Source organism: Mesoaciditoga sp. (assembly GCF_054006115.1).
The window spans coordinates 81,718-102,311 of record NZ_JBPNHS010000025.1 but is presented as its reverse complement, the minus strand read 5'-3'; the positions used below and the strand labels follow the sequence as shown (position 1 = coordinate 102,311).

The following is a 20,594-nucleotide window of genomic DNA, read 5'->3' as shown; positions in this document are numbered from 1 at the left end:
GAAATATGGATGAAAATTACATATTATCGCTCATAAAAGCTTACAAAGATTTCTTTAAAAATTACAAGGGAAAATTCGTGATTATAAACGCTGATGAGATAGATTTCGTTCAAAGAAGATCAGATTTTAACTTTGTCCTGTCTAAAATAAAAAAGAGTGGTGTTGCGCTTTGATAATAGGTATTTGTGGAAACATTGGAGCTGGTAAATCAACTTTGATAGAAATCTTGCAAAAAGAAAAAAACTACACCCCCGTATACGAAATTGTGGAGGAAAATCCGTACCTTTCGGATTTTTATTCGGATATGAAAAAGTGGGCATTCCATTCTCAACTTTTTTTTCTCATAAAAAGATTCGATTTTTTGAAAAGGGTAAAGGAAGACGAAGGAATAACACTCGAAGACAGAACCATAGAGGAAGACGTTGAAATATTCGCAAGGAATCTTTACGAAATGGGATATATTTCCTCTAGGGATTGGAAAACCTACAAATCCCTCTTTAAAACTTTTTCAGATCATTTACCACAACCGCGGGGATTCGTGTATTTAAAGGCGTCACTTTCCACTTTATCCAGGCACGTTCAACGGCGAGGAAGAAGCTTTGAAAACGGAATATCAAAAGAGTATCTATCCAGATTAAACGATTTGTACGAAAGATGGACTAAAACTTTAAGCGCTCCACTTCTGGAAATAAACTGCGATGAATACGATTTTGTAGAATTTCTGTCTGATCGACAAAAAGTGGTAAAAATGGTGGAGCGATTTGTGGAAGAAACACTTAGTTGATCTTTCGTATAATCACATCACTTGCGAAGCCTTTCCATCTATGATAAAATATAAGCGCTTCAGGGCGTAGTTCAGATGGTAGAACGCCAGGTTCGGGACTTGGAGGTCGCTGGTTCAAATCCAGTCGCCCTGACCAAAAGCGGCTTTAAAAAGCCGCTTTTTCATTTTCAACAAATCCAACTGAATTTCTTTTGATAAGCGAAGCTTTCAGAATAACTTTCTGCGGTTTTCTGACAAGTTCGCCTTCAACTGCATCCAATAAAAGTGTTGCCGCAGTCATGCCTATAACATCTGTTGGTTGTACCATAGTGGTAACTGTTGGAGAACACACCTTCATCCATTCTGCATCGTCAAAGCCCATAACAGATAACTCATCTGGAACGTTTATTTTTAATTCTTTAACCGCTCTCATAACTCCCAGTGTTGTGAAGTTGTTCATGGCTATAATGGCAGTTGGACGATATTTCTGAGAGAGAATTTCAAGTGCACATTTGTACGATTTTTCTTCGTTGAATTCACCGCCTTTTACCCATTCGTTTTTACATTCCATTTTGAAATCTTTTACGGCTTCAAAAAAACCTTTTAATCTTTCGCTTCCAGTATAACTCTTCTCTATACCATAAATAGCCCCAATGCGTCTGTGACCAAATCTGTTAAGATATTTAACAGCCTCGTAAGTTGCCGCTTCATTGTCCACTATAACAGAATCTGTTTGAAGATCCCCTATTATTCTGTCAAAGAGCACGATTTTTATACCATGACGCACGAGTTTTTTGTAAAGAGGAAGGTTTTTCTCATCACCAGTCGGAGCCGCTATGATACCATCGACATTTTTTGAAACCAAAAGATTTATGTACTTTTTTTCTCTTTCCGGATTTTCTCCAACGTTGCAAATCATGAGATTGTAATTTTTAGCGTAAAGTACCCTTTCCATCGAAGATATAACTTCGCTAAAGTACGGATTTCTTATATCGGATATGAGCACTCCAACGGTAAAGGTTTTAGAAGTTTTCATTCCCCTTGCAAGACCATTTGCTATGTAACCAAGCTCTTTCGCCTTTTCAAATATCTTCTTTCTTAGTTCGTCGCTTACACCTTCCTTACCATTAAGAGCTCTGGACACGGTTGCAATCGACGTTCCAAGTTCTTTCGCTATATCCTTTATGTTAACTCTTTTCAAAACAATTCACATCCTTATCTGTACATCACACATAAATTATACCAAAAACGTCTTTTAAAGATCGATAACTTGCCTATCACTCACTTTCGCTCTCTTCGTTTTCTTTCAAGCTCCTTTCAAGAGTTGAAATTAGCTTCAACACACTTTCCCCATCACTTGGATAAGTTAATACAGCGTATTTTACATTCACTTCGTATTTGTAATTCTTAAGCTGGGAGATTATTAAATTCGCTTTTTTAAGGCAATCTTCTTTTTTCATGGAATAAAAACAAACCACGAATTCATCCTCCCCGTAACGTGCAGCTATATCGGTAAGACGAATGTTTTCACTTATAACACGCGCAATGTACTTTAAAAGCACGTCGCCGTTGAATTTACCATATTTTTCGTTGAATTCTCTCATTTTCTTTACATCCATCATGAAAAATGATAGATGTTTATTCTCTCGCTTGGCTAACGCTTCTTCCCTAACCATAAGTTCTTCAAATTCTTGTCTTGTTGATAAACCCGTTAAGGGATCATATTTCATGGAATTCTTGCTTCTTTCAAGAAATTCGTACATTGAAAGAAATGTGGTAACGTGGTAAAGGAGTGTCCTTATCATTTCTTTTGTTCTCTCGTTTATGGTAAACCTATCCACATTCACAACGTATTTAACAGCCGTAGAATCCGTTTTTAAATCCATATTTATCTTTGAACTGCTTGATGAATCAAAATTGAAATTGTTCACAGTTCCAAGGTATATCTCCATATCTTTGTATTTCATCCCTATTCCGCTGATAGGTTTGGAAAAATCGAGAATTCTTCTAAAAGCCATACGAAGTGCTTCTTGCAGGCTCTTTCTTTCAGTTTTCACTTCGTTAAAAAGCATTGAAAACTCGATCAAAAGCTTGTTCATTTCAACAAGTTCAGCGTTAGTTTCGTTCATGTTTTTTATGAGCTCTGAGTAGTCTTTATCGAGCTTTTCATGTTTTTCAACCAATTGATTGTATTTAAAGGAAAGCTCACTCTTGGAACCTTTCTCGTACTTTTTAAAAGTGTCCAATCCCTTCAAAAATTTCTCAAAGTCCAACACGGGGGCAACTTTCTTTGATATTCTGTAGTAAGATAAAGTCATCAAAGAAAGAAGAATAAGAAAAATAAGTAGCCAAATGTAAAGTGTCTTCCGTGAAACTTCAAAAAGTGTCGACCAAAACGCTCTCTTTATTAACAAAGAGTACCCGCCTATTCCAACGGGTTCTACGAAAAAAAGCTCTCCATTTTTCAAGATAATTCCACTCTTATTAAGCCCCATGACAGATAAGAAATTCTCACATTTGAAATTACTCATGTTAACACCCAATCCAGTTTTATCCACCAGAAATGTGTTTGGAATTTCGCTTCGCTTTACACCAATTATCGCCATGGAAATGTGAGTTCTATCTGATGTTTTACATGCCAACATGATAAACGGAATTGTGGAAGGTTTAAAAAATGGGGAGACATATTTTCCTTCCAGTGTGGCATATTTGTAAGCATTTGAATTTTTTGAAAACGAATTGCTTAACGCGTTATAGCCGTAAAGTAGATGGCCTTCCAGATCAAACAAAGCGTATCCTTTTATCGTTGTAACCGTCGCGGAGGGAAATTCAACCATCTTCGTATTTGAAAGAGTTGAAAGCACATCTTTAAAGTACCAAAAGGTGTTTTTTGAAGATATTTTTGCCTTGCTAAGCATGAAATCATCGTACCTTTTCATGTCATTTAAAACAGAAAAAATGGCGCCAACTGTTGCCACCGCCACTAATACAATTACAAGCATCTTGAATTTCATGATTTTCCTCCAAATTCCCATGCAAGTTTAAAACCAGCTGTAGTTATCCTGTAAAAGTAAATAGAGGTTGTGGCGTGAATGCCGTTAAAAGTAAAGGAATTTCCCACGCCAAAAAATGAATGAGAATTCAAATATTGCTTCACTTCTTTGTAATTAACTTTTTCTTTTGCCAAAACGTACGCGACTTTCAAAGCATTGTACGCTAACACGGCGGCTGGCGTAAGCACCAGATTGGCATGTGAGATTTCTTGATTTAACGTGGATTGAAGATAAAATGGATCCACAAAAGCAATTGTTACCATACCTTTAACCACTTGAATATGTTCAAGCAATAGACTATGAAATGTCCAATTGCTTCCCAAAAAGGCCGAATTAGGAAATTTCTCCTTAAGATGTTCAACAGTTTCCACCGCATGTTCTGGCGACATGATAAGCACAAAGACGTCTGGAGGCTGGATGATTTTTTCTGTTTCGTTCAGAAAAATGCTCTTTGATTTTATCCCACTTAAATCTTTAAGAATTTCACCGGCCAGATAATTCACATACACCAAATTGGACGTGTCTTTCACTATCACAACGTCCTTAAAACCCATTTGCTTAAGATATGTGGCTATGGCTTCAGCTTGAACATCGTCGGTAGGTGAAAGCGTGAAAGCAAATTTGGCCTTTTTCAGCATCGTAGGGTTCGTTACAGCTGTCTCAATTAAGATTGAATGGGTTCTTTCAAGAAAGCCGTCTATTTTCTCAAGATCAGATGAATATCCATCCGAAACGAAATATTCTACACCTTTTTCAACCGCTTTTTTCATGGCGCTAACCAAAGTGGTGGAAGTGTAGTTAACATCCACAAAATGAACATCTTTAGGCAGATTTTTCATGGCAGTTAAAAAGCCAACTCTGGCATCAAAATGCGCATCAACATCATCGGTGGGTAAAAGTATGCCTACCGTTGTTCTTTCCTTATAAGGATTGAATAGCATGAACAATATGATGAGCCCTAAAACTACGAAAATAACGATTCCTGCTCTTTTCATAACACCCTCTTCGAAATTTCAATTGCTATGTACGAAGCGACATCGGAAGGCAAAGTCCCATTTCCGAATCCGGCATCGTAGCCCAATTCAACAGCAAGCTCATGAGTTATGCGAGGACCTCCGGCTATCAACAGAATGGATTTTCTCAATCCTTCCGCTTCCAATATATCGGCTAGCTCTACCAGATTCTTCACATGTATATTTCTCTGAGTCACAACTTGCGAAACCAAAACAACGTCCGCATTCGTTTCTCTGACTTTCTTCGCCACTTCAGCCGGTGGGACCTGACTTCCCATATTGTAAACCTTGAACATTTTGTACCTTTCAAGACCAGAATCACCGTGATAACCTTTCATATTCAAAATTGAGTCAAGCCCTACCGTGTGAGCGTCCGTTCCAATAGTTGCGCCAACTACAACTATTTGCCTTTTGACGTGTTCTTGTATGTATTTATCGACTTCTTCCATACTCATTTTTGGTGTTTCAACCTCTAAAACCCTTATTTCATTGTAATCTATTGAGGAATTCAAATGACCGTAAACAACAAAAAAAGAAAAGTTCTCTTTTAAATCTTTGGAAAATACTATTTGTACATCTGTAAGTCCCATCTTATTTGCAATTTGTCGTGCCGCTTCGCGAGCTTTGGAACCATTTGGCACTGGTAATGTGAAAGAAAGCTGAACGGCACCATCGTCCATCTGATCTCCATACGGTTTAAGATGAGACAAATCAACCTTTTTTACACTCATAACTCTTCCTCCTCAAGCTCTTCTTCCATCATCTCAAAGATGGGATTGTAATAATCTTCTCCTTTTGTAAAGACTCCGTCCGCTCCTTTTCCTTCTTCTCTTTTTCTCGCTATGTCTCCGAAAGTTCCTTCCTCTATTGCCGAAATCAAACCAACATCCTTTACGTGTTCCAAAAGTTCAACGGCATTCGAAAGCACTTCGTTTGCTCTCTTTTGAATGAAACCATTTTCTTTGAATATGATCTCATCGCCTATGTTCTTGGCGTTGTTGAAAACGTACTTCGCGTTCTCTATAGCCAAATACCTGTCCTGCAAAAATGGAGTGTGAATCGCTTCTGTAAGCATTCCCAAAAGCTGTATGGATTGACCTGTCATTACGGAAACGAGATTGTACATGGTGTTCATAGCGTATCCTTTAAAAATATCACCTGTCATATGCCTCGTTGGTGGCATGTATTTTGGAGTTGCTTCTGGAAAAAGCTCTCTGGTCAACAATGCATGTGCTATTTCGTAAAGGAATCCATTTTCTACGTCTGGATCTATCTCAAAAGCGTGCCCAATTCCCATGTACTTTGGTTTTAAATGACTTTTCAAAGCGAATTGTTCATTTATGAGTTGTGAAGTGGTTACCGTATGAGCCCTATCTATTGGATCGGATGTTTTGATGTAATTATCCTCCCCCGTGTTAATCGTAATGTGAGAGTAAGCGCATATCAGTCTTGAGGTGTATTGATCAACAAAGGTTCTTAACATGTTTATATTTCTAAAAAGGATTCCATACATTGAATCATTTAAAAGGAAGTCCAGTCCTTCAATTGCGGCCATCGCGCTTATTTCAGGCATACAAAGTCCCGAAGCGTAATTCGTTAAACGTATATACCTTCCAACCTCATTTGCAGCTTCATCCAGCGCTTTTCTCATTATACGGAAATTCTCCTGAGTTGCGTAAGTGCCACCGTATCCCTCTGTTGTAGGGCCGTAAGGAACAAAATCAAGTAAAGACTGTGCTGTTGAACGTATGACGGCTATTATATCCGCTCCTTCTTTCACGGCGGCTTTAGCCTGAATAACGTCTTCGTATATGTTGCCGGTAGCGACTATGACGTAAAGGTAAGGTTGAGCCGGATCGCCAAGTTCTTCCAACATTTTATCTCTTTCATCTCTAACTTTTTTTAAACGTTCCAGCGCTTCCTGTGTTAGCTCCTCTATCTTTTCTGCTACCACACTTTCATTTTGTGGTGGAAAATCCACCAACGAAAATTCTCCTCTTCCAACACTTTCCGCAATTTCTTGAGGAGACATGCTTTTGGCAACACACGCATTTACAAGCCAATACGTAATCCCTCTGTCTAAAGCTCCAGATTTTTGAACGTCGTCTACCACCACATTAGGAAGAGGAACTCCTTCATGATTAACACCGTCTATTCCATAAAATCTTGCAACTGTTCTTTCTACAGACGTTGTGCTTCTAACATTTATGAATTTCTGAATCTCATCGGTAATTTCTTTTGCTAACTCTCTGGCTTTTTTTACCATCTTTTCGTCTAATTTTAGAACAGGCTTACCCATTTCTCTTCCTCCTCTGCAAAATGATGAATCAATGCCATTGAAGGTTTGAATCGCACTTCTCTTCTTTTAACTTTCTCTTTATTTCCGAAAGTGGTAATTTAACTTGTGAACCGTCGAACATATTTTTCAAAGTGTAAATTCCACTCTTCACTTCCTCTTCTCCAACAACAATAACGTAACGAGCACCCAATTTTGAAGCGTTTTTGAATTGAGCCTTCATCTTTCTTCCCATTACATCTGTTTCAACAATGAATTCTTTTGAAAGTTCAAACGCTATGCCCAAAGCATGCGGCCTTTGTTCATCCTCTACGGCCACCACGTAAACCTGTGGAGAAGGTTTATTTGGCAATTTCTTTTCTCTTTCCAAGGCTATCATGATTCTTTCCATTCCCATGGCAAAGCCCACGGAAGGCGTTGTTCTTCCTCCCAACTCCTCTATGAGATGATCGTACCTTCCTCCTCCTGCAATGGCATCTTGAGCTCCAAGAGACGTGGAAGTTATTTCAAAAACCGTTCTTGTATAGTAATCTAATCCCCTTACAATAGTTGGATCCACTTCATAATCTACACCAAGCGCATTCAGAAGTTCTTTAACCCTGTTAAAGTGCTCTTTACATTCATCACAAAGGTAATCCAATATTATTGGAGCACTCTTCGCGTATTGGGCATCTCTTTTGCAATCCAATAAGCGTAGTATATTTCTATCGTATCTTACCTGACAATCATTGCATAACTTTGGAAGCAAAGGCTTGTAGTACTCTCTAAGAGCTTCTTTGTACTTTGGCCTGCACTTTTCGCATCCCGTGGAATTTATCTTCAACTTAAATTCTTTTAATCCAAGCGCTTTTAAAGTTTCCACAGCCAACACGATGATTTCAACGTCCGCCTCTGGGCGAAAAGAGCCTATCAGCTCCGCACCATATTGATGAAATTGTCTTAACCTGCCAGCTTGAGGTTTTTCATATCTGAACATTGGACCTATGTAAAATAATTTCTGTGGAAGACCTTGAGAATCTAAAGAATGTTCCACGAACGCCCTCATAACTGGAGCCGTTCCCTCAGGCCTTAAAGTAATGGATCTTCCGCCTTTGTCCTCAAACGTGTACATTTCTTTCTGCACTATATCTGTGTCAGTTCCCACACCTCTTTTGAAGAGTTCTGTTGCTTCAAAAATAGGTGTTCTTATCTCAGAAAAACCAAAATTTTTTGAAACGTTTCTCAATCTATCCTCTGCCCATTCCCAAACGTAGGAGTCTTCAATTATATCGTTGGTTCCTTTTATTCTTCTGATCACGTTTTCACCTACTTTTCATTTGCTTTGTGAAATTATCGTACATTTTCTTCAATTTTTTTATATCTTCCCATGTAAGGTACTTCGGCGAGCCAGGAGCCCTTGAAGCGTTTCTAAGCAGGTAACTTGGATGAAACATTGGAAATACCTTTATTTCCCCCTTCCAGTCGTAGAGCTTTCCCCTTGCCGATGTAATGGATTTTACATTGTCTCCAAGAAAGAACTTCATAGCAGTTGCGCCTAATGGAACTATTACCTTTGGATTTATAACTTCTATTTGAGCCATGAGAAAAGGATAGCACGCCTCAACTTCATCAGGCATGGGAACTCTATTCTTTGGCGGGCGACATTTAACAACGTTGGCTATGTACACTTGTTCTCTTTTGAGCCCCACCGACTCTAATATTTTATCAAAAAGTTTTCCGGCTCTTCCCACAAAAGGGCGCCCTGTTTTGTCCTCTTCTTCTCCAGGTCCTTCTCCAACAAACATTACAGGAGAATAAATGTTTCCTTCACCGGGAACGACGTTAATTCTAGTTTCTGACAACCTACACGCGTTGCACTTATTTATCCTTTCGACTATCTTGTCCATTATTTCTTCTTTATTCAAAAGAAGCACCTCCACAATCATTTATTTTAGCACACTCGCATAGAACACCAACTCTTTGAGCACTATCATAAAAAAATCTGTGTTGCCAACCAGCGGTTACTTGATCTTCACATTGGGTTATGATAAAATCTAACCGTATGCGGCCATAGCTCAGTTGGTAGAGCATCAGCTTCCCAAGCTGAGGGTCGCGGGTTCGAGTCCCGTTGGCCGCTCCAAGAGTTCGAATACGAATCGCAAAGCAGTCTGAACGGACTGCTTTTTTTGTAAAAAGTCCTAAAGAGGGGACGAGTAAATTGTTAAAGAACATAAAAGAAGGAATATTCGTAAAAGAAGGAAACACAAATGTTGGAATGGTAGAAATCAATGGAATATCGTACGTCATAGACACGGGCTCAAATACAAAATTTGCCAAAGAACTCCTTACCGAAGTTGGAACTGGAGAAAAAGTAGTTCTGAACACGCACTCGCACGCCGATCACATACAGGGTAACTTTATCTTTGAAAGAGAAAAAGCAAAAATATACGCCAATAGCTTAGAAATTCCTTTTATACGCAATCCAGGCTTTGAAAGTCTTTTTTTGTACGGTGCAACTCCCCCAAAGTCGTTGAGGGCTAGTTTTTACAAAGCGCACCCATCGCATCCTCTTCCTCTTGAAGAAGCTGACGTGCCGAAATATATAGAAGCAATTCCGTTAGTTGGTCATTCCTTAGGAATGACAGGTTTTAAAATAGATGGTGTCCTTTTCTGCGGAGATGCTTATTTCGGTCTGGAAGTGCTTGAGAAATACTCTTACCCTTACTTGGTAGATGTGCGAAAGTTCCTGAATTCTCTTGACTTTTTGGAAAAGACAAATGCAGATGTTTACGTGCCGTCTCACGGAAATATAACAAACGATCCGCATGAAGATATAGAAAAAACGCGTTCAACACTTTACTCATTTATAAACGCTATCTTAGGTGTTCTTGAAGATACAAAATCTATTGAAGAAATTTCATTTAGTCTTGCTGAAATTATGAATATCGGCTTGAACGGTGGGACATTTTATCTGTTTAGATCATTTGTAAGTGCGATTTTATCGTATCTTGAAGAGCAAAAAATGGTATCACAAATGTTGCCAGGCAGATGGAAGAAGATATAACAATATTTTGGGAAATTAACTCATGATGTGCATCGATGTTAAGTGATTACAATCAGCAAATTCACCGCTTATGAGTAAATGGTGAACAGTGATGAATGAGAAGTTGGTAGTCAAGAACGACTAAGAGCAAATGGTAATTTCTCTAGGATTTCCAATTACTAAAATAACTCAAATTATGCAAGTCTGAATATGAAAACTCTCAATCCATTGAATATAGCTTAAATCCTTTGAAATTATTTTCCCCCTTTTTCGGCTCCGCCGCCACTTCCCCCATAAATGGGCAGACTTATATAAAAACGACTCCATCGACATTTTGTCTTTTATGATGAGAAATCAAATCTAACAGGTTTTTCCCACCCCTTCTTCTTTTTTCGAAACACGTGTCAGCGCTTATGAACTCTCCATCTAAAGACTCTAAAAACGAGGTTGGGAAACACACGGATGTGTTGAGAAAGCGCAGCACTCATGGATGAGTGTCTGAGTGTGCCTCGTTTTTTGAGTCGTAAGATGGATAAAAGAGTGAATTCGTGCTGGCAAGTGTTTCGATAAATATTTTCATTGATCGCTTTTTATCCCAAACTAAAATTACTACTTTCATGCCTAACATAAGAATTAAAAAAGCCTCTCTTAGAGAGGCTTTTTGGTTACCAACTTTCCAGATATTTTTTCTGTTTTTCAGTTAAAGTGTCTATCTCTATTCCAAGAAGCTTTAGCTTCGTTGAAGCGATTTCGTAATCTATTTCCCTTGGGACGGCGTAAGTTTTAGCTTCCATCTTTTCATGATCACGTGCTATTTTCAAAACGCTTAAAAGCTGAACGGCGAAGGAAAGATCCATGATTTCAACAGGATGGCCATCTGCCGCCGCAAGATTTACAAGCCTTCCTTCCCCTATCAGATAGAGTCTCTTACCATTAACAACGTATTCTGTGACATTTGGTCTAGCTTCGCGCGAAGAAGTTGCCACTTTTTTCAGATCGGCTACCGAAACTTCCACATCGAAATGACCCGCGTTTGTTAGAATCGCTCCATCTTTCATCTTTTCAAAATGCTCTGCCCTTATCACATCGGTATTGCCTGTAACGGTCACGAATATGTCACCAACCTTTGCGGCTTCTTCCATTGGCATAACCTCAAAACCATCCATGAAAGCTTCTAATGCTTTTACCTCGTCCACTTCCGTTACTATCACACGGGCTCCCAAGCCTTTTGCCCTCATTGCAACGCCTTTTCCACACCATCCGTATCCTGCGACAACCACCCTTTTTTCAGCAACGTTCATGTTGGTATTTCGCATTATTGAATCCCAGGTTGACTGTCCTGTTCCGTAACGGTTATCAAATAAGTGCTTTGTGGCGGCATCGTTTACCAATATCGCGGGGACCGCGAGTTTATTGAATTTTTCAAGAGCTTTTATTCTTTTAACACCACTTGTGGTTTCTTCGCACACGCCCCACAAGTTTTCAAGCACTTCTCTTCTTTTTTCGTGGGCTGTTACCGTCAAATCTGCACCATCGTCCACTATTATGTTTGGATTAAAATCAAGAGTTTTTTCTAAATTTCTTTCATAAACGCTCACATCATGTGTGCGTTCAGCATTTACACGAAGACCTCTTTTTTTCAATTCGGCCACTATTTCATCTTGAGTGCTCAGAGGGTTTGAACCTGTTACGGTAACGTCCGCACCCAGCTTCGCGATGGATAAAGCTAGATATCCAGTTTTTGCTTCTAAATGTACTGACACGGCAACTTTTACACCTTTTAAGGGCTGTTCAGCCTCGTATTTTTTTACAAGCGTGTTTATAACTTCCATTCTTTGGGCAACCCATTCAAGTTTTGCACTTCCTATGTCCATTTACGTTCCTCCTTTGTTCTTCATTCGTTGTTTCTCATCTTAACAAATCATAACATAAAACTGTTTGAAAAAGAGAAATACATTTTATTTTAAGAAAAGGGAGAAAACGGATATTAAAAATCCTCCTATTACTTCGAATCCTTTTAAATTGGAACATTGCTTGAAATAGAAATAGGCGTTGATCATCACCGAAAGACCCAAAATGAAAAGGGCGTATTGCGATAATTTAGGAGTTTTAAAACGTAAAGTGAGAAATGAAATGGACAGTATCAAAAGAACGAGCCCTATCCAATTGAAAGGAAAGAAAAACGAAGGACGGTAAGATATAAGGGAATAGAAAATGAGAAACAATCCCAAAATGACGAAAAAAGTGGAAATGTACTTCATGAAAGATTTAACCTTAAAAGATTTTTTATCGTTTCAAAAAATGTCCACGCTAGCCGAACATGAAATTCTTCGTCTTTAGAGATCATCTTTCTGACAAATAGAAGATGGGCATCTTTTTCCCAAAGGACAAATTCTAACAGATTTTTTTCTGGATCTACTCCAAGATATCGTGCGATATTTGAAACGGCATTATCTCCTTTTTCAGCGGAATGGCGTACGCTTTTGGGAAATCCTTCCACATTATTCAAAAGATTTACCTTGTCTTTTTCTATTGAATACACGGCAAAATTGGTTTTATCAAAGGTTTCAACCAGATCTAACGCCTTTTTGAGTTTTCTGCCTTTTTTAGTTATTTTATGAAGTATTTGAAGCATTTCTTCAAGCAGTTCTTCGTTTTGAGTCATGCCAAGTCCTTTCAGAATTAAAAATATAAAAAAATGGCTCCACCAGTAGGACTCGAACCTACAACCCTCCGGTTAACAGCCGGATGCTCTACCGATTGAGCTATGGTGGAACGGACAAATGGATTATAATACAAGCGTACTTAATTTGTCAAGAGGAGGGCAAAAAGATGAGGATATTTGTTTCTACTGATATGGAAGGATTGCCAGGCATAAACGCTTGGCATCAGGTAAGTACAAATGATAAAAGGTATCTTGGAAGATACATGGAAGAAACGATGGAATGGGTGCTTGAAGGAATAAAGAGTTCTCCCCAGAATTCCAAGATAGACCAAATTTTGATCTGTGATTCTCATTCTTTGGGCGAAAACATGTCGTACGATTTTACCGCCTTGGATGACAGGCTTTATCTCGTCAGAGGGGGATTGCGAGATTATTACATGATGGCAGGAATGGATTCTTCTTTTTCAACGGTGTTTTTTGTGGGATATCACGCTGGAGTGGGAGCGTTACACGGAACTATGGATCACACCTACTCCAACACGGCCGTTCACAGTTTGAAGATAAACGGTATAAGAATGAACGAAACGACGATAAACGCAGCTTTTGCAGCCGAATTTGGAGCACCAGTTTCAATGGTGGTAGGAGACCATGCGCTTGTTGAGGAGTTAAAACCCATCATGCCGGACACCGTTTTGGTTGAAACCAAAAAAGGATTGAGCAGATTCGCAGCTATAATGAAGCCTAAAAACGTTGTGAAACGCGAAGTTATCGAAGCAACCAAAAAAGCGTTGGAAAAAACCGAAAAAGGCGAAGTGAAACCTTACAAATTGGAAGCGCCTTACACTTTGGAGATAACTTTCAGATCTACCGAAATGGCCGACGAAGCTTCTCTTACCCCTGGAGTTGAAAGGGTAAACGGATACACGATAAAGTACGTTTCCAGTTCTTACAAAGATATCATGCAACTTTTGCTAGCCGTGATATACGCTTCAAGGATAGCGACTGAAATGGGTAGATGAATATGCGTTATATAGATATCCGTAGTGATACGGTTACGCTCCCAACTCAAAAAATGAGGGAAGCAATGTACAAGGCAGAAGTTGGAGACGATGTTTACGAGGACGATCCAACGGTCAAAAAATTGGAAAGGTTAGCCGCCGAGAAAATGGGAAAAGAAGCTGCTCTTTTTGTTCCCTCTGGAACGTTCGGCAATGAGCTTGCCTTGTTCACACACACAAAACGTGGTGATGAGGTCATAGTGGATAGAAATTCCCATATAGTGCTTCATGAAGTGGGAGCAAGTGCCGTGATAGCCGGAGTTCAATTGAGGGAGTACATATCTCAAAATGGCATTCCAGATGTTGATGAGATAAATTCCCTGATAAGAAATGAAGATATCCACTATCCCCCAACCACTTTGATTTGTCTGGAAAATGCCCACGGAATGGGAACCGTTATGAACTTGGAGATTATGAAAAAGATTGAAGAATTGGCTCATTCAAAGGGTATGAAAATTCACTTGGATGGTGCCAGAATATTCAATGCCGCTTGTGCTCTAGGTGTTGATGCAAAAGAGATAGCCTCTCATGTGGACAGCGTCATGTTTTGCCTTTCAAAAGGTTTGGCGGCTCCCGTGGGTTCCATCCTTGCCGGTACCAAAGAGTTTATATCGAAGGCGAGAAAAGGCCGAAAGCTCATGGGGGGCGGAATGCGTCAGGTTGGATTTTTGGCAGCCGCCGGAATTGTGGCGTTGGAAGAAATGGTGGATAGATTATGTGAAGACCATGAAAATGCAGATTTTCTTGCAAAATCTTTGGATGAAATTGATGAAATAGAGGTACAAAAAGATCGCCGTGACATAAACATGGTTTTTTTCAGATTTTTGGTAAAATTCGATGAAAAGAAGTTCGTTTCTTACATGCTCGAAAACGGTGTGAAGATCAACCCTCCTGAGGGAGGAGAATATAGATTCGTAACGAACAAAGACGTATCACGCCAAGATTTGGAAAAAGTTGTGGAGATCATGAAAAAATCCTTAAAAAATTCTCTTTAAATTAAAAGCGGGAACGTTTTTATCGTTCCCGCTTTAACCATGAATTAGAATCGTGGCATTCCATATTTTGCAAGTCTTAAAGTATTTTCTATCTTAACCTTTTCAGCGAACTTTTTCATTTTGATAATTTGAAAAACTTTCTCCGCATCGAAATTCTTTTTTTTCATGTCGATCCCTCCTTTTAGATTTTCTTTTTTCCTTTGTCTTTCAGATGCTATTTTACGCTTCTTATCTTTACGCAAAGTAATGGGTAGGATCAGAATGTGTTGGGGATGTTAACTATTTTAATTAAATTTTTATTACAAGGTCTTCATCGCTTAACAGCTTGAAGAAAATTTTCAATTCGTAATGCGATACACAAAATGTAATGAAATCGAAAATAATCTTTCTTTTTATCACGAAGCTTTTTCGTGGTAAAATGTAATGAACGCGCGATCCGGGTTTTTGAAGATGGTTGAAAGCCACACCTTGGATCGGCGGATGTTTTGTGGAAGGAGGTATGATGATGTATGCTATCGTAGAAGTAGGGGGTAAGCAATACAAAGTTTCCGAAGGCGATTCCTTCGAGACAGAGAAACTCAAAAACGTAAAAGAAGGGGAAAGCGTTACTTTGGAAAAGGTGCTTGCCGTCAAAAACGAAAAGGACACCAAAATTGGATCGCCATACGTTGAAGGCGCCAAAATCACTGCTACCCTTGTAAAAAACGGAAGATACAAAAAGGTTCACACGATCAAATTCAAGGGTAGAAAAGGATACAAGCGTGTGAAAAATCACAGGCAATGGTATTCATTGCTTAAAGTTGAAAAAATTGAGGCGTGACAAAGTGTGAATTTCTTTTCCACAACGATCGTTATGTAGGATTTCGCTTTTACGGTCATGTGGGAATAGATAAGAAAGGAAAAGACATCGTCTGTGCTGCGGTAAGTGCAGTAACACAAGCAACAATTATAGGATTGAAGGAAGTTTTGGGTGAAAGTGTAGAATATGTGATAGAAGAAGGAAGCATAAAATGCAGTTTTGATGGTAAAAGCGAGTGTGCCCAGAAGATGGTTGAAACTCTTCACAAAACGACAAAACAGCTATCCTATCAGTACCCAAAAAACTTAAGGGTCTTTGAAATGGAGGTGTAATTATGAAACTTGACATACAGATCTTTGCCTCAAAGAGTTCCGTGGGAAAAAATAGCAAAGACAGCAATCCAAAATACTTGGGAACTAAAGTTGGCGATGGTCAAAGAGTAAAGGCTGGAAGCATTTTGGTAAGACAAAGGGGAACGAAAATATGGCCAGGCAAAAACGTGGGATTAGGTAAAGATTTCACCCTTTTTGCTTTGGTAGAAGGTACCGTAAAGTTTGAAAAGCGCAGAAACCGAAAGTACGCAAGTGTTTATCAAAGCGTGGAGGAAAAATAATGAACAAAACCAAGAATCTGACCATAATAGGTGTATTTGCTGCTTTGGCGACCGTACTCATGCTTATAGAAATTCCAATTCCTCAATTGGCAGGCTTTAAGTACGATCCAAGCGATATCGCCGCATTGTTGGTTGGATTCATGCTAGGACCCATTCCTGGCATTTTAACGGTTTTAATAAAAGATCTGCTTTATTTTGCCATAAGGGGAACGGATATCGTTGGAATTTTTATGAACGCAGCTGCCGGAACAATGTTTATAGGTTTTTCGGCGTGGTTCTACTCCAAAAACAAAACAAAGACGAGAGCCGTTTTTTCCTTGATATGGGCAACTTTGCTGATGACAGCAGGTATGGACGCTTTGAATATGGTGGTATATCCACCTTACTTGAAAGTTTCGTACATGTTTATATTTAAGAATTACCTGTGGATAATAACGCTTTTCAACCTTGCAAAAGCAAGTGTTGATGGATTCGTGACATTCTTGATTTACAAGAAAACGTCAAATGCCTTCAAATTGGAGGCATGGAAAACGAATCGTAAATGGAGGAGTAGCGAAAAATGACTCAAAAAACTTATTTAGCGAAGAAAGAAGAAATTCAGAGAAAATGGTACGTTGTTGATGCAACGGGAAAACCTCTTGGAAGGTTGGCAAGAGAAATTGCCGTAATACTCAGGGGAAAAAACAAACCTACTTACACCCCTCATGTAGACACGGGTGATTTTGTGGTAGTTATAAACGCAGAAAAAGTCGCTTTAACTGGAAACAAGTTGAACGATAAGTTCTACTACCATCACACCGGATACATGGGAAATTTGAGGTCTATGAGCGCCAAAGACATGCTAAAAAAGCACCCTGAAGATGTTGTAAGGCTTGCTGTGCGCGGTATGATGCCAAAAGGCGTCTTAGGGAGACACATGTTGAAGAAGTTGAAGGTTTACCGTGGTCCAGAGCATCCTCACACCGCGCAAAAACCGGAAACATTGGATATTTAAGGAGGGAAATGAATGAACGAAAAAGTGGATTACTACGGAACAGGAAGAAGAAAAACCTCCGTCGCTCGTGTGCACTTGAGACCTGGAAACGGAAAGATCGTCATAAATGACAAATCTTACACTTCATTCAAAGAGTATTTTCAAAGAGATACGCTAGTTATGGAAGCAAATAAACCTTTTGTAGTTACGAACACGATTGGTCAGTTTGACGTTATTTGTAGGTTAAACGGTGGCGGCCTCTCCGGGCAAGTTGGTGCTTTAAAACTCGGAATTGCGAGAGCCCTACTTGATTTTAATGATAGTTTGAGAAAAGTTTTACGTGAAAATGGGCTTTTGACAAGAGATCCAAGAATGGTAGAGAGGAAGAAATACGGTAAGAAGAAAGCAAGAAGAAGTCCACAATTCTCCAAGCGTTGATCTTGCTTACCTGTGAGCAAAGAATTAGAAGAGTTTAAATCAAAGTGCGACATAGCCAAGGTTGTGTCGCACTATGTTTCACTTGAAAAAGTTGGATCAAATTACAGAGGCCTGTGTCCTTTTCATGAGGAAAAAACGCCTTCTTTTTATGTCAACGTGGACAAAGGTTTTTTTCATTGTTTTGGTTGCGGTGCCAGTGGAGATGTAATAGAATTTGTAAAACGCATTGAGAACATTTCCTTTGTTGAGGCAGTCCAAAAGGTTGCGGAGCTATGTGGCGTAGAACCACCTTTGATGTCAAAAGATACTTTTTATCTCAAGTACGTTTCACTCATGGAATTAATGGCTTCAAATTACGCAAAGGTCCTTTTCAGCGTACGTGGTGAGGAAGCTTTAAAATATCTCATCAAAGTGCGCGGTCTTTCTAAAGATGAAATAAAAAAATTTTCACTTGGTTACGCTCCCATAAATTCTGACATCGTAAGAAAAAGTGCAAAAGAGTTAAAAATAGACGAAAATGTTCTTATAAAAAATGGGCTTCTTATCAGAACAAAGAGTGGTAGATTGATAGAATTCTTCAGAAACAGAGTGATCTTTCCGGTAAAGAATTCTAGTGGAAGGATAATCGCCTTTGGTGGAAGAAGTATGGGAGATGATGAACCAAAATATTTAAATTCATCTGAGAATAAGTATTTTTCGAAATCAAAAGTGTTATACCTTTTCAACAAAAAAAAGGTGAGGGATGCAGGCTTTGCGATAATATGTGAAGGTTACATGGACGCTATAGCTTTCCACAAAAACGGTTTTGAAAATGCTTGTGCTTTATTGGGAACAGGATTAACCAAGTACCACATAGACACGCTTAAAAGCGTTACAAATAACTTTCTCTTTGTCTTGGACAGTGACAAAGCGGGCGTGGATGCCATGAAAAGGGCAAGCAAGATATTTGCAACGGAAGAAATCAACGTGAAAGTTCTGCTCTTCGAAGATGCCAAAGATCCAGACGAATTTTTTTCAAAACATTCAAAAGATGACTTTATAAGAGTGTTAAAAAATGCCATCGATTATTGGGACTTTTACGTTCAGAGATCATTGGGAGAGATTGGAGATCCAGTCAAAGCTATATTGAGATTAAAGAGCTCCATTTCCTGGGTTACATCTACGGTTTTAAGGCGTCAACTTATATCAAAGGCTGCGCGAATACTGATGATAGATGAAAAAGACGTCATGTACGAATTGCAAAACTCGGTGAAGGAATCAAAAAAGAAAAAAAACACGGTCAACAGAGCTGAGGATATAAGGATGAATCTGGACGATTATATCGTCTATTTGCTTTTTTACAGTGAAGATATGAGAGAACGGATCAAAAAGCACTTAGATGATGTATCCGTAATCTCTCCTTTTGCAAAAAAGGCTATGGATATCGTTAATTCTGGTGTAACTAAGGCACAAGAAGCCCTGAAAATGATGGACAGAGAAGATGGAGAAAGATTTTTTCAAATATTCACCAAGGGTATACCCGATTCTAATATCGAAAGAGTGTACAAACTCTGCATTTCTAAATTGGAAGAGCGCAAGTTGAAGCACCGCATTGAAAAAGTGGAAAGGGAGATGGTTTCTACGTCGGATCGTGAATTAAAGGCAAAGTTGATTAAAGAAGCTATGGAACTTCGGTCCCTATTGAAAAAAAAGGGAGGTGCTTCCCGTGGCTGAAAGCAAAACGGCTCTTCTCGAAAAAAAGATCAAGTCTCTTGTTAGAAAAGGAAAAAAACAAGGATACGTTACGTACTCTGACATAGACAACGCCATTCCACTTAATTATGAAGAATTCGATTCTAATTTGTTGGAAAATATCTACGATATTTTGGAAAAAGAAAATATAAAGATAAAAGACGACACTTCAGACATAGTGGACGATATTGAAGAATATGACGACGCGGAAGCTTCAGAGGTAAAAAAATATCTTTCGTATTTAGATGAACAAAAGCCGGAAATATACGATAACGCTAATTTGAAGGATCCCGTCAAGCTATACTTAAAAGAAATAGGAAGGATTCCGCTTCTTTCCCCAAGCGAAGAAAGAAGGCTCGCCAGAAAGGCCGCAAATGGTGACGAAAAGGCAAAGCAAAAATTGTGCACATCCAACTTAAGATTGGTCGTTAGCATAGCAAAAAAATACATGGGAAGGGGTCTTTCATTTCTTGATCTGATCCAGGAAGGAAATATAGGGTTGTTAAAGGCAGTTGAAAAATTTGATTGGAAAAAAGGATACAAGTTCTCAACGTACGCAACTTGGTGGATACGTCAAGCCATTACCAGGGCAATAGCCGATCAGGCAAGGACAATAAGAGTTCCCGTTCACATGGTGGAAACTATAAACAAACTGAACAAGGTAATAAGAGATTACATGCAAAAAAACGGTTCTTACCCTACCATCGATGATCTTGCAAAGCTCATGGGAAAACCCAGAGAAAAGATAACTGAAATATTGAAAGCGGCGCGAGAAACGATTTCTTTGGAATCAACCGTGGGAAATGACGACGAATCTACCATAGGAGATTTTGTTGAAGATGTGAACGTCACTTCACCAGAAGATGCGGCTTCTCAGATGATGCTTCACGAACAAATAGAGAAAGTTCTAAACACGTTAAGTCCGCGTGAGGCCATGGTACTGAAGATGAGGTATGGATTGATAGATGGAAAGGCAAAAACACTTGAAGAAGTTGGACAATACTTCAACGTTACTCGAGAAAGAATCAGGCAAATAGAGGTAAAAGCCTTAAGAAAGCTTAGACATCCCAGTAGAAGCAAGCACTTAAAAGTTTTTATGGGATTAGCGGAGGAAGATGAGGAAGAAAATAAAGAAGAAAGCGACAACAATTAAAAAACAGGGCAGATGCCCTGTT

Annotated in this window: 22 protein-coding genes and 3 tRNA genes; 14 read left to right on the top strand and 11 right to left on the bottom strand. The window is 39.0% G+C overall.

All coding sequences use genetic code 11. The annotated features are described in order from the left end of the window. The first annotated feature begins 169 nt into the window (after positions 1 to 169). Together ACXJIN_RS05470 and ACXJIN_RS05465 are read left to right on the top strand one after the other, a co-directional pair. Positions 170 to 784 (top strand): deoxynucleoside kinase, encoded by a 615-nt coding sequence (locus ACXJIN_RS05470; protein WP_456400237.1) that lies wholly within the window; start codon positions 170 to 172, stop codon positions 782 to 784. Positions 785 to 844: 60 nt separating this feature from the next. Beyond that, a tRNA-Pro gene (locus tag ACXJIN_RS05465) sits at positions 845 to 920 on the top strand. A 9-nt stretch (positions 921 to 929) separates the two neighbouring features. Here the strand turns inward: ACXJIN_RS05465 and ACXJIN_RS05460 are convergent. From ACXJIN_RS05460 to ACXJIN_RS05430, 7 genes are all read right to left on the bottom strand, one after another. Then, the gene (locus tag ACXJIN_RS05460; protein WP_456400236.1) at positions 930 to 1,964 is read right to left on the bottom strand and encodes a LacI family DNA-binding transcriptional regulator; all 1,035 of its coding nucleotides are present in this window, start codon (positions 1,962 to 1,964) and stop codon (positions 930 to 932) included. Between the two features lie 76 nt (positions 1,965 to 2,040). After that, positions 2,041 to 3,777 carry a GGDEF domain-containing protein gene (locus ACXJIN_RS05455; RefSeq protein ID WP_456400235.1) on the bottom strand — a complete coding sequence of 579 codons (1,737 nt, stop codon included), beginning with the start codon at positions 3,775 to 3,777 and terminating at the stop codon, positions 2,041 to 2,043. Further along, entirely contained in the window at positions 3,774 to 4,811 is a 1,038-nt protein-coding gene (locus ACXJIN_RS05450; protein ID WP_456400234.1) for an ABC transporter substrate-binding protein, read from the bottom strand. The genes ACXJIN_RS05455 and ACXJIN_RS05450 overlap by 4 nt, the downstream gene beginning before the upstream one ends. Continuing rightward, positions 4,808 to 5,560 (bottom strand): lysine 5,6-aminomutase subunit beta, encoded by a 753-nt coding sequence (kamE, locus tag ACXJIN_RS05445; protein WP_456400233.1) that lies wholly within the window; start codon positions 5,558 to 5,560, stop codon positions 4,808 to 4,810. Before kamE ends, ACXJIN_RS05450 begins: the two co-directional genes overlap by 4 nt. After that, positions 5,557 to 7,128, bottom strand: coding sequence for a lysine 5,6-aminomutase subunit alpha (kamD, locus tag ACXJIN_RS05440; protein WP_456400232.1), 1,572 nt, complete (start codon positions 7,126 to 7,128; stop codon positions 5,557 to 5,559). The genes kamE and kamD overlap by 4 nt, the downstream gene beginning before the upstream one ends. Before the next feature lie 28 nt (positions 7,129 to 7,156). Continuing rightward, positions 7,157 to 8,422: a histidine--tRNA ligase gene (gene hisS / locus ACXJIN_RS05435; RefSeq protein ID WP_456400231.1), complete on the bottom strand. Its 1,266-nt coding sequence runs from the start codon at positions 8,420 to 8,422 to the stop codon at positions 7,157 to 7,159. A gap of 4 nt (positions 8,423 to 8,426) precedes the next feature. Next, complete coding sequence (locus ACXJIN_RS05430) at positions 8,427 to 9,029, bottom strand: uracil-DNA glycosylase (RefSeq protein ID WP_456400230.1); 603 nt, start codon at positions 9,027 to 9,029, stop codon at positions 8,427 to 8,429. 139 nt (positions 9,030 to 9,168) lie between these two features. Here ACXJIN_RS05430 and ACXJIN_RS05425 point away from each other — a divergent pair. Both ACXJIN_RS05425 and ACXJIN_RS05420 read left to right on the top strand, forming a co-directional pair. After that, a tRNA-Gly gene (locus ACXJIN_RS05425) sits at positions 9,169 to 9,244 on the top strand. A gap of 78 nt (positions 9,245 to 9,322) precedes the next feature. Then, positions 9,323 to 10,168, top strand: coding sequence for an MBL fold metallo-hydrolase (locus tag ACXJIN_RS05420; protein WP_456400229.1), 846 nt, complete (start codon positions 9,323 to 9,325; stop codon positions 10,166 to 10,168). 644 nt (positions 10,169 to 10,812) lie between these two features. Here the strand turns inward: ACXJIN_RS05420 and ACXJIN_RS05415 are convergent. The 3 genes from ACXJIN_RS05415 to ACXJIN_RS05405 all read right to left on the bottom strand — a co-directional run bounded on the left by ACXJIN_RS05415 (position 10,813) and on the right by ACXJIN_RS05405 (position 12,922). Beyond that, positions 10,813 to 12,021 (bottom strand): adenosylhomocysteinase, encoded by a 1,209-nt coding sequence (locus ACXJIN_RS05415; protein WP_456400228.1) that lies wholly within the window; start codon positions 12,019 to 12,021, stop codon positions 10,813 to 10,815. Between the two features lie 383 nt (positions 12,022 to 12,404). Next, complete coding sequence (locus tag ACXJIN_RS05410) at positions 12,405 to 12,812, bottom strand: hypothetical protein (RefSeq protein ID WP_456400227.1); 408 nt, start codon at positions 12,810 to 12,812, stop codon at positions 12,405 to 12,407. Positions 12,813 to 12,846: 34 nt separating this feature from the next. After that, a tRNA-Asn gene (locus tag ACXJIN_RS05405) sits at positions 12,847 to 12,922 on the bottom strand. A 57-nt stretch (positions 12,923 to 12,979) separates the two neighbouring features. Here ACXJIN_RS05405 and ACXJIN_RS05400 point away from each other — a divergent pair. Together ACXJIN_RS05400 and ltaE are read left to right on the top strand one after the other, a co-directional pair. Continuing rightward, the gene (locus ACXJIN_RS05400) at positions 12,980 to 13,831 is read left to right on the top strand and encodes a M55 family metallopeptidase (RefSeq protein WP_456400226.1); all 852 of its coding nucleotides are present in this window, start codon (positions 12,980 to 12,982) and stop codon (positions 13,829 to 13,831) included. Between the two features lie 2 nt (positions 13,832 to 13,833). Beyond that, the gene (gene ltaE / locus ACXJIN_RS05395; protein WP_456400225.1) at positions 13,834 to 14,865 is read left to right on the top strand and encodes a low-specificity L-threonine aldolase; all 1,032 of its coding nucleotides are present in this window, start codon (positions 13,834 to 13,836) and stop codon (positions 14,863 to 14,865) included. Between the two features lie 44 nt (positions 14,866 to 14,909). Here ltaE and ACXJIN_RS05390 read toward each other — a convergent pair whose 3' ends face one another. Then, positions 14,910 to 15,032, bottom strand: coding sequence for a hypothetical protein (locus tag ACXJIN_RS05390; protein ID WP_456400224.1), 123 nt, complete (start codon positions 15,030 to 15,032; stop codon positions 14,910 to 14,912). A 338-nt stretch (positions 15,033 to 15,370) separates the two neighbouring features. Here ACXJIN_RS05390 and rplU point away from each other — a divergent pair, with 338 nt between their 5' ends. From rplU to rpoD, 8 genes are read left to right on the top strand one after another with little or no spacing between them, the layout of a single operon-like run. Further along, entirely contained in the window at positions 15,371 to 15,685 is a 315-nt protein-coding gene (gene rplU / locus ACXJIN_RS05385) for a 50S ribosomal protein L21 (RefSeq protein WP_456400222.1), read from the top strand. Then, positions 15,682 to 15,996: a ribosomal-processing cysteine protease Prp gene (locus ACXJIN_RS05380; protein WP_456400220.1), complete on the top strand. Its 315-nt coding sequence runs from the start codon at positions 15,682 to 15,684 to the stop codon at positions 15,994 to 15,996. Before rplU ends, ACXJIN_RS05380 begins: the two co-directional genes overlap by 4 nt. Positions 15,997 to 15,998: 2 nt before the next feature. Next, positions 15,999 to 16,277 (top strand): 50S ribosomal protein L27, encoded by a 279-nt coding sequence (gene rpmA, locus ACXJIN_RS05375; RefSeq protein ID WP_456400218.1) that lies wholly within the window; start codon positions 15,999 to 16,001, stop codon positions 16,275 to 16,277. Beyond that, the gene (locus ACXJIN_RS05370; RefSeq protein ID WP_456400216.1) at positions 16,277 to 16,840 is read left to right on the top strand and encodes an ECF transporter S component; all 564 of its coding nucleotides are present in this window, start codon (positions 16,277 to 16,279) and stop codon (positions 16,838 to 16,840) included. Before rpmA ends, ACXJIN_RS05370 begins: the two co-directional genes overlap by 1 nt. Further along, positions 16,837 to 17,271: a 50S ribosomal protein L13 gene (gene rplM / locus ACXJIN_RS05365; protein ID WP_456400214.1), complete on the top strand. Its 435-nt coding sequence runs from the start codon at positions 16,837 to 16,839 to the stop codon at positions 17,269 to 17,271. Before ACXJIN_RS05370 ends, rplM begins: the two co-directional genes overlap by 4 nt. Positions 17,272 to 17,283: 12 nt before the next feature. After that, positions 17,284 to 17,688, top strand: a complete 405-nt coding sequence (gene rpsI, locus ACXJIN_RS05360; protein ID WP_456400212.1) for a 30S ribosomal protein S9 — start codon at positions 17,284 to 17,286, stop codon at positions 17,686 to 17,688. A 12-nt stretch (positions 17,689 to 17,700) separates the two neighbouring features. After that, positions 17,701 to 19,401 carry a DNA primase gene (dnaG, locus tag ACXJIN_RS05355; protein ID WP_456400210.1) on the top strand — a complete coding sequence of 567 codons (1,701 nt, stop codon included), beginning with the start codon at positions 17,701 to 17,703 and terminating at the stop codon, positions 19,399 to 19,401. Continuing rightward, a complete protein-coding gene (rpoD, locus tag ACXJIN_RS05350; RefSeq protein WP_456400208.1) occupies positions 19,394 to 20,572 on the top strand; it encodes an RNA polymerase sigma factor RpoD in 1,179 nt (392 codons plus the stop codon). Before dnaG ends, rpoD begins: the two co-directional genes overlap by 8 nt. Positions 20,573 to 20,594: the final 22 nt, after the last annotated feature.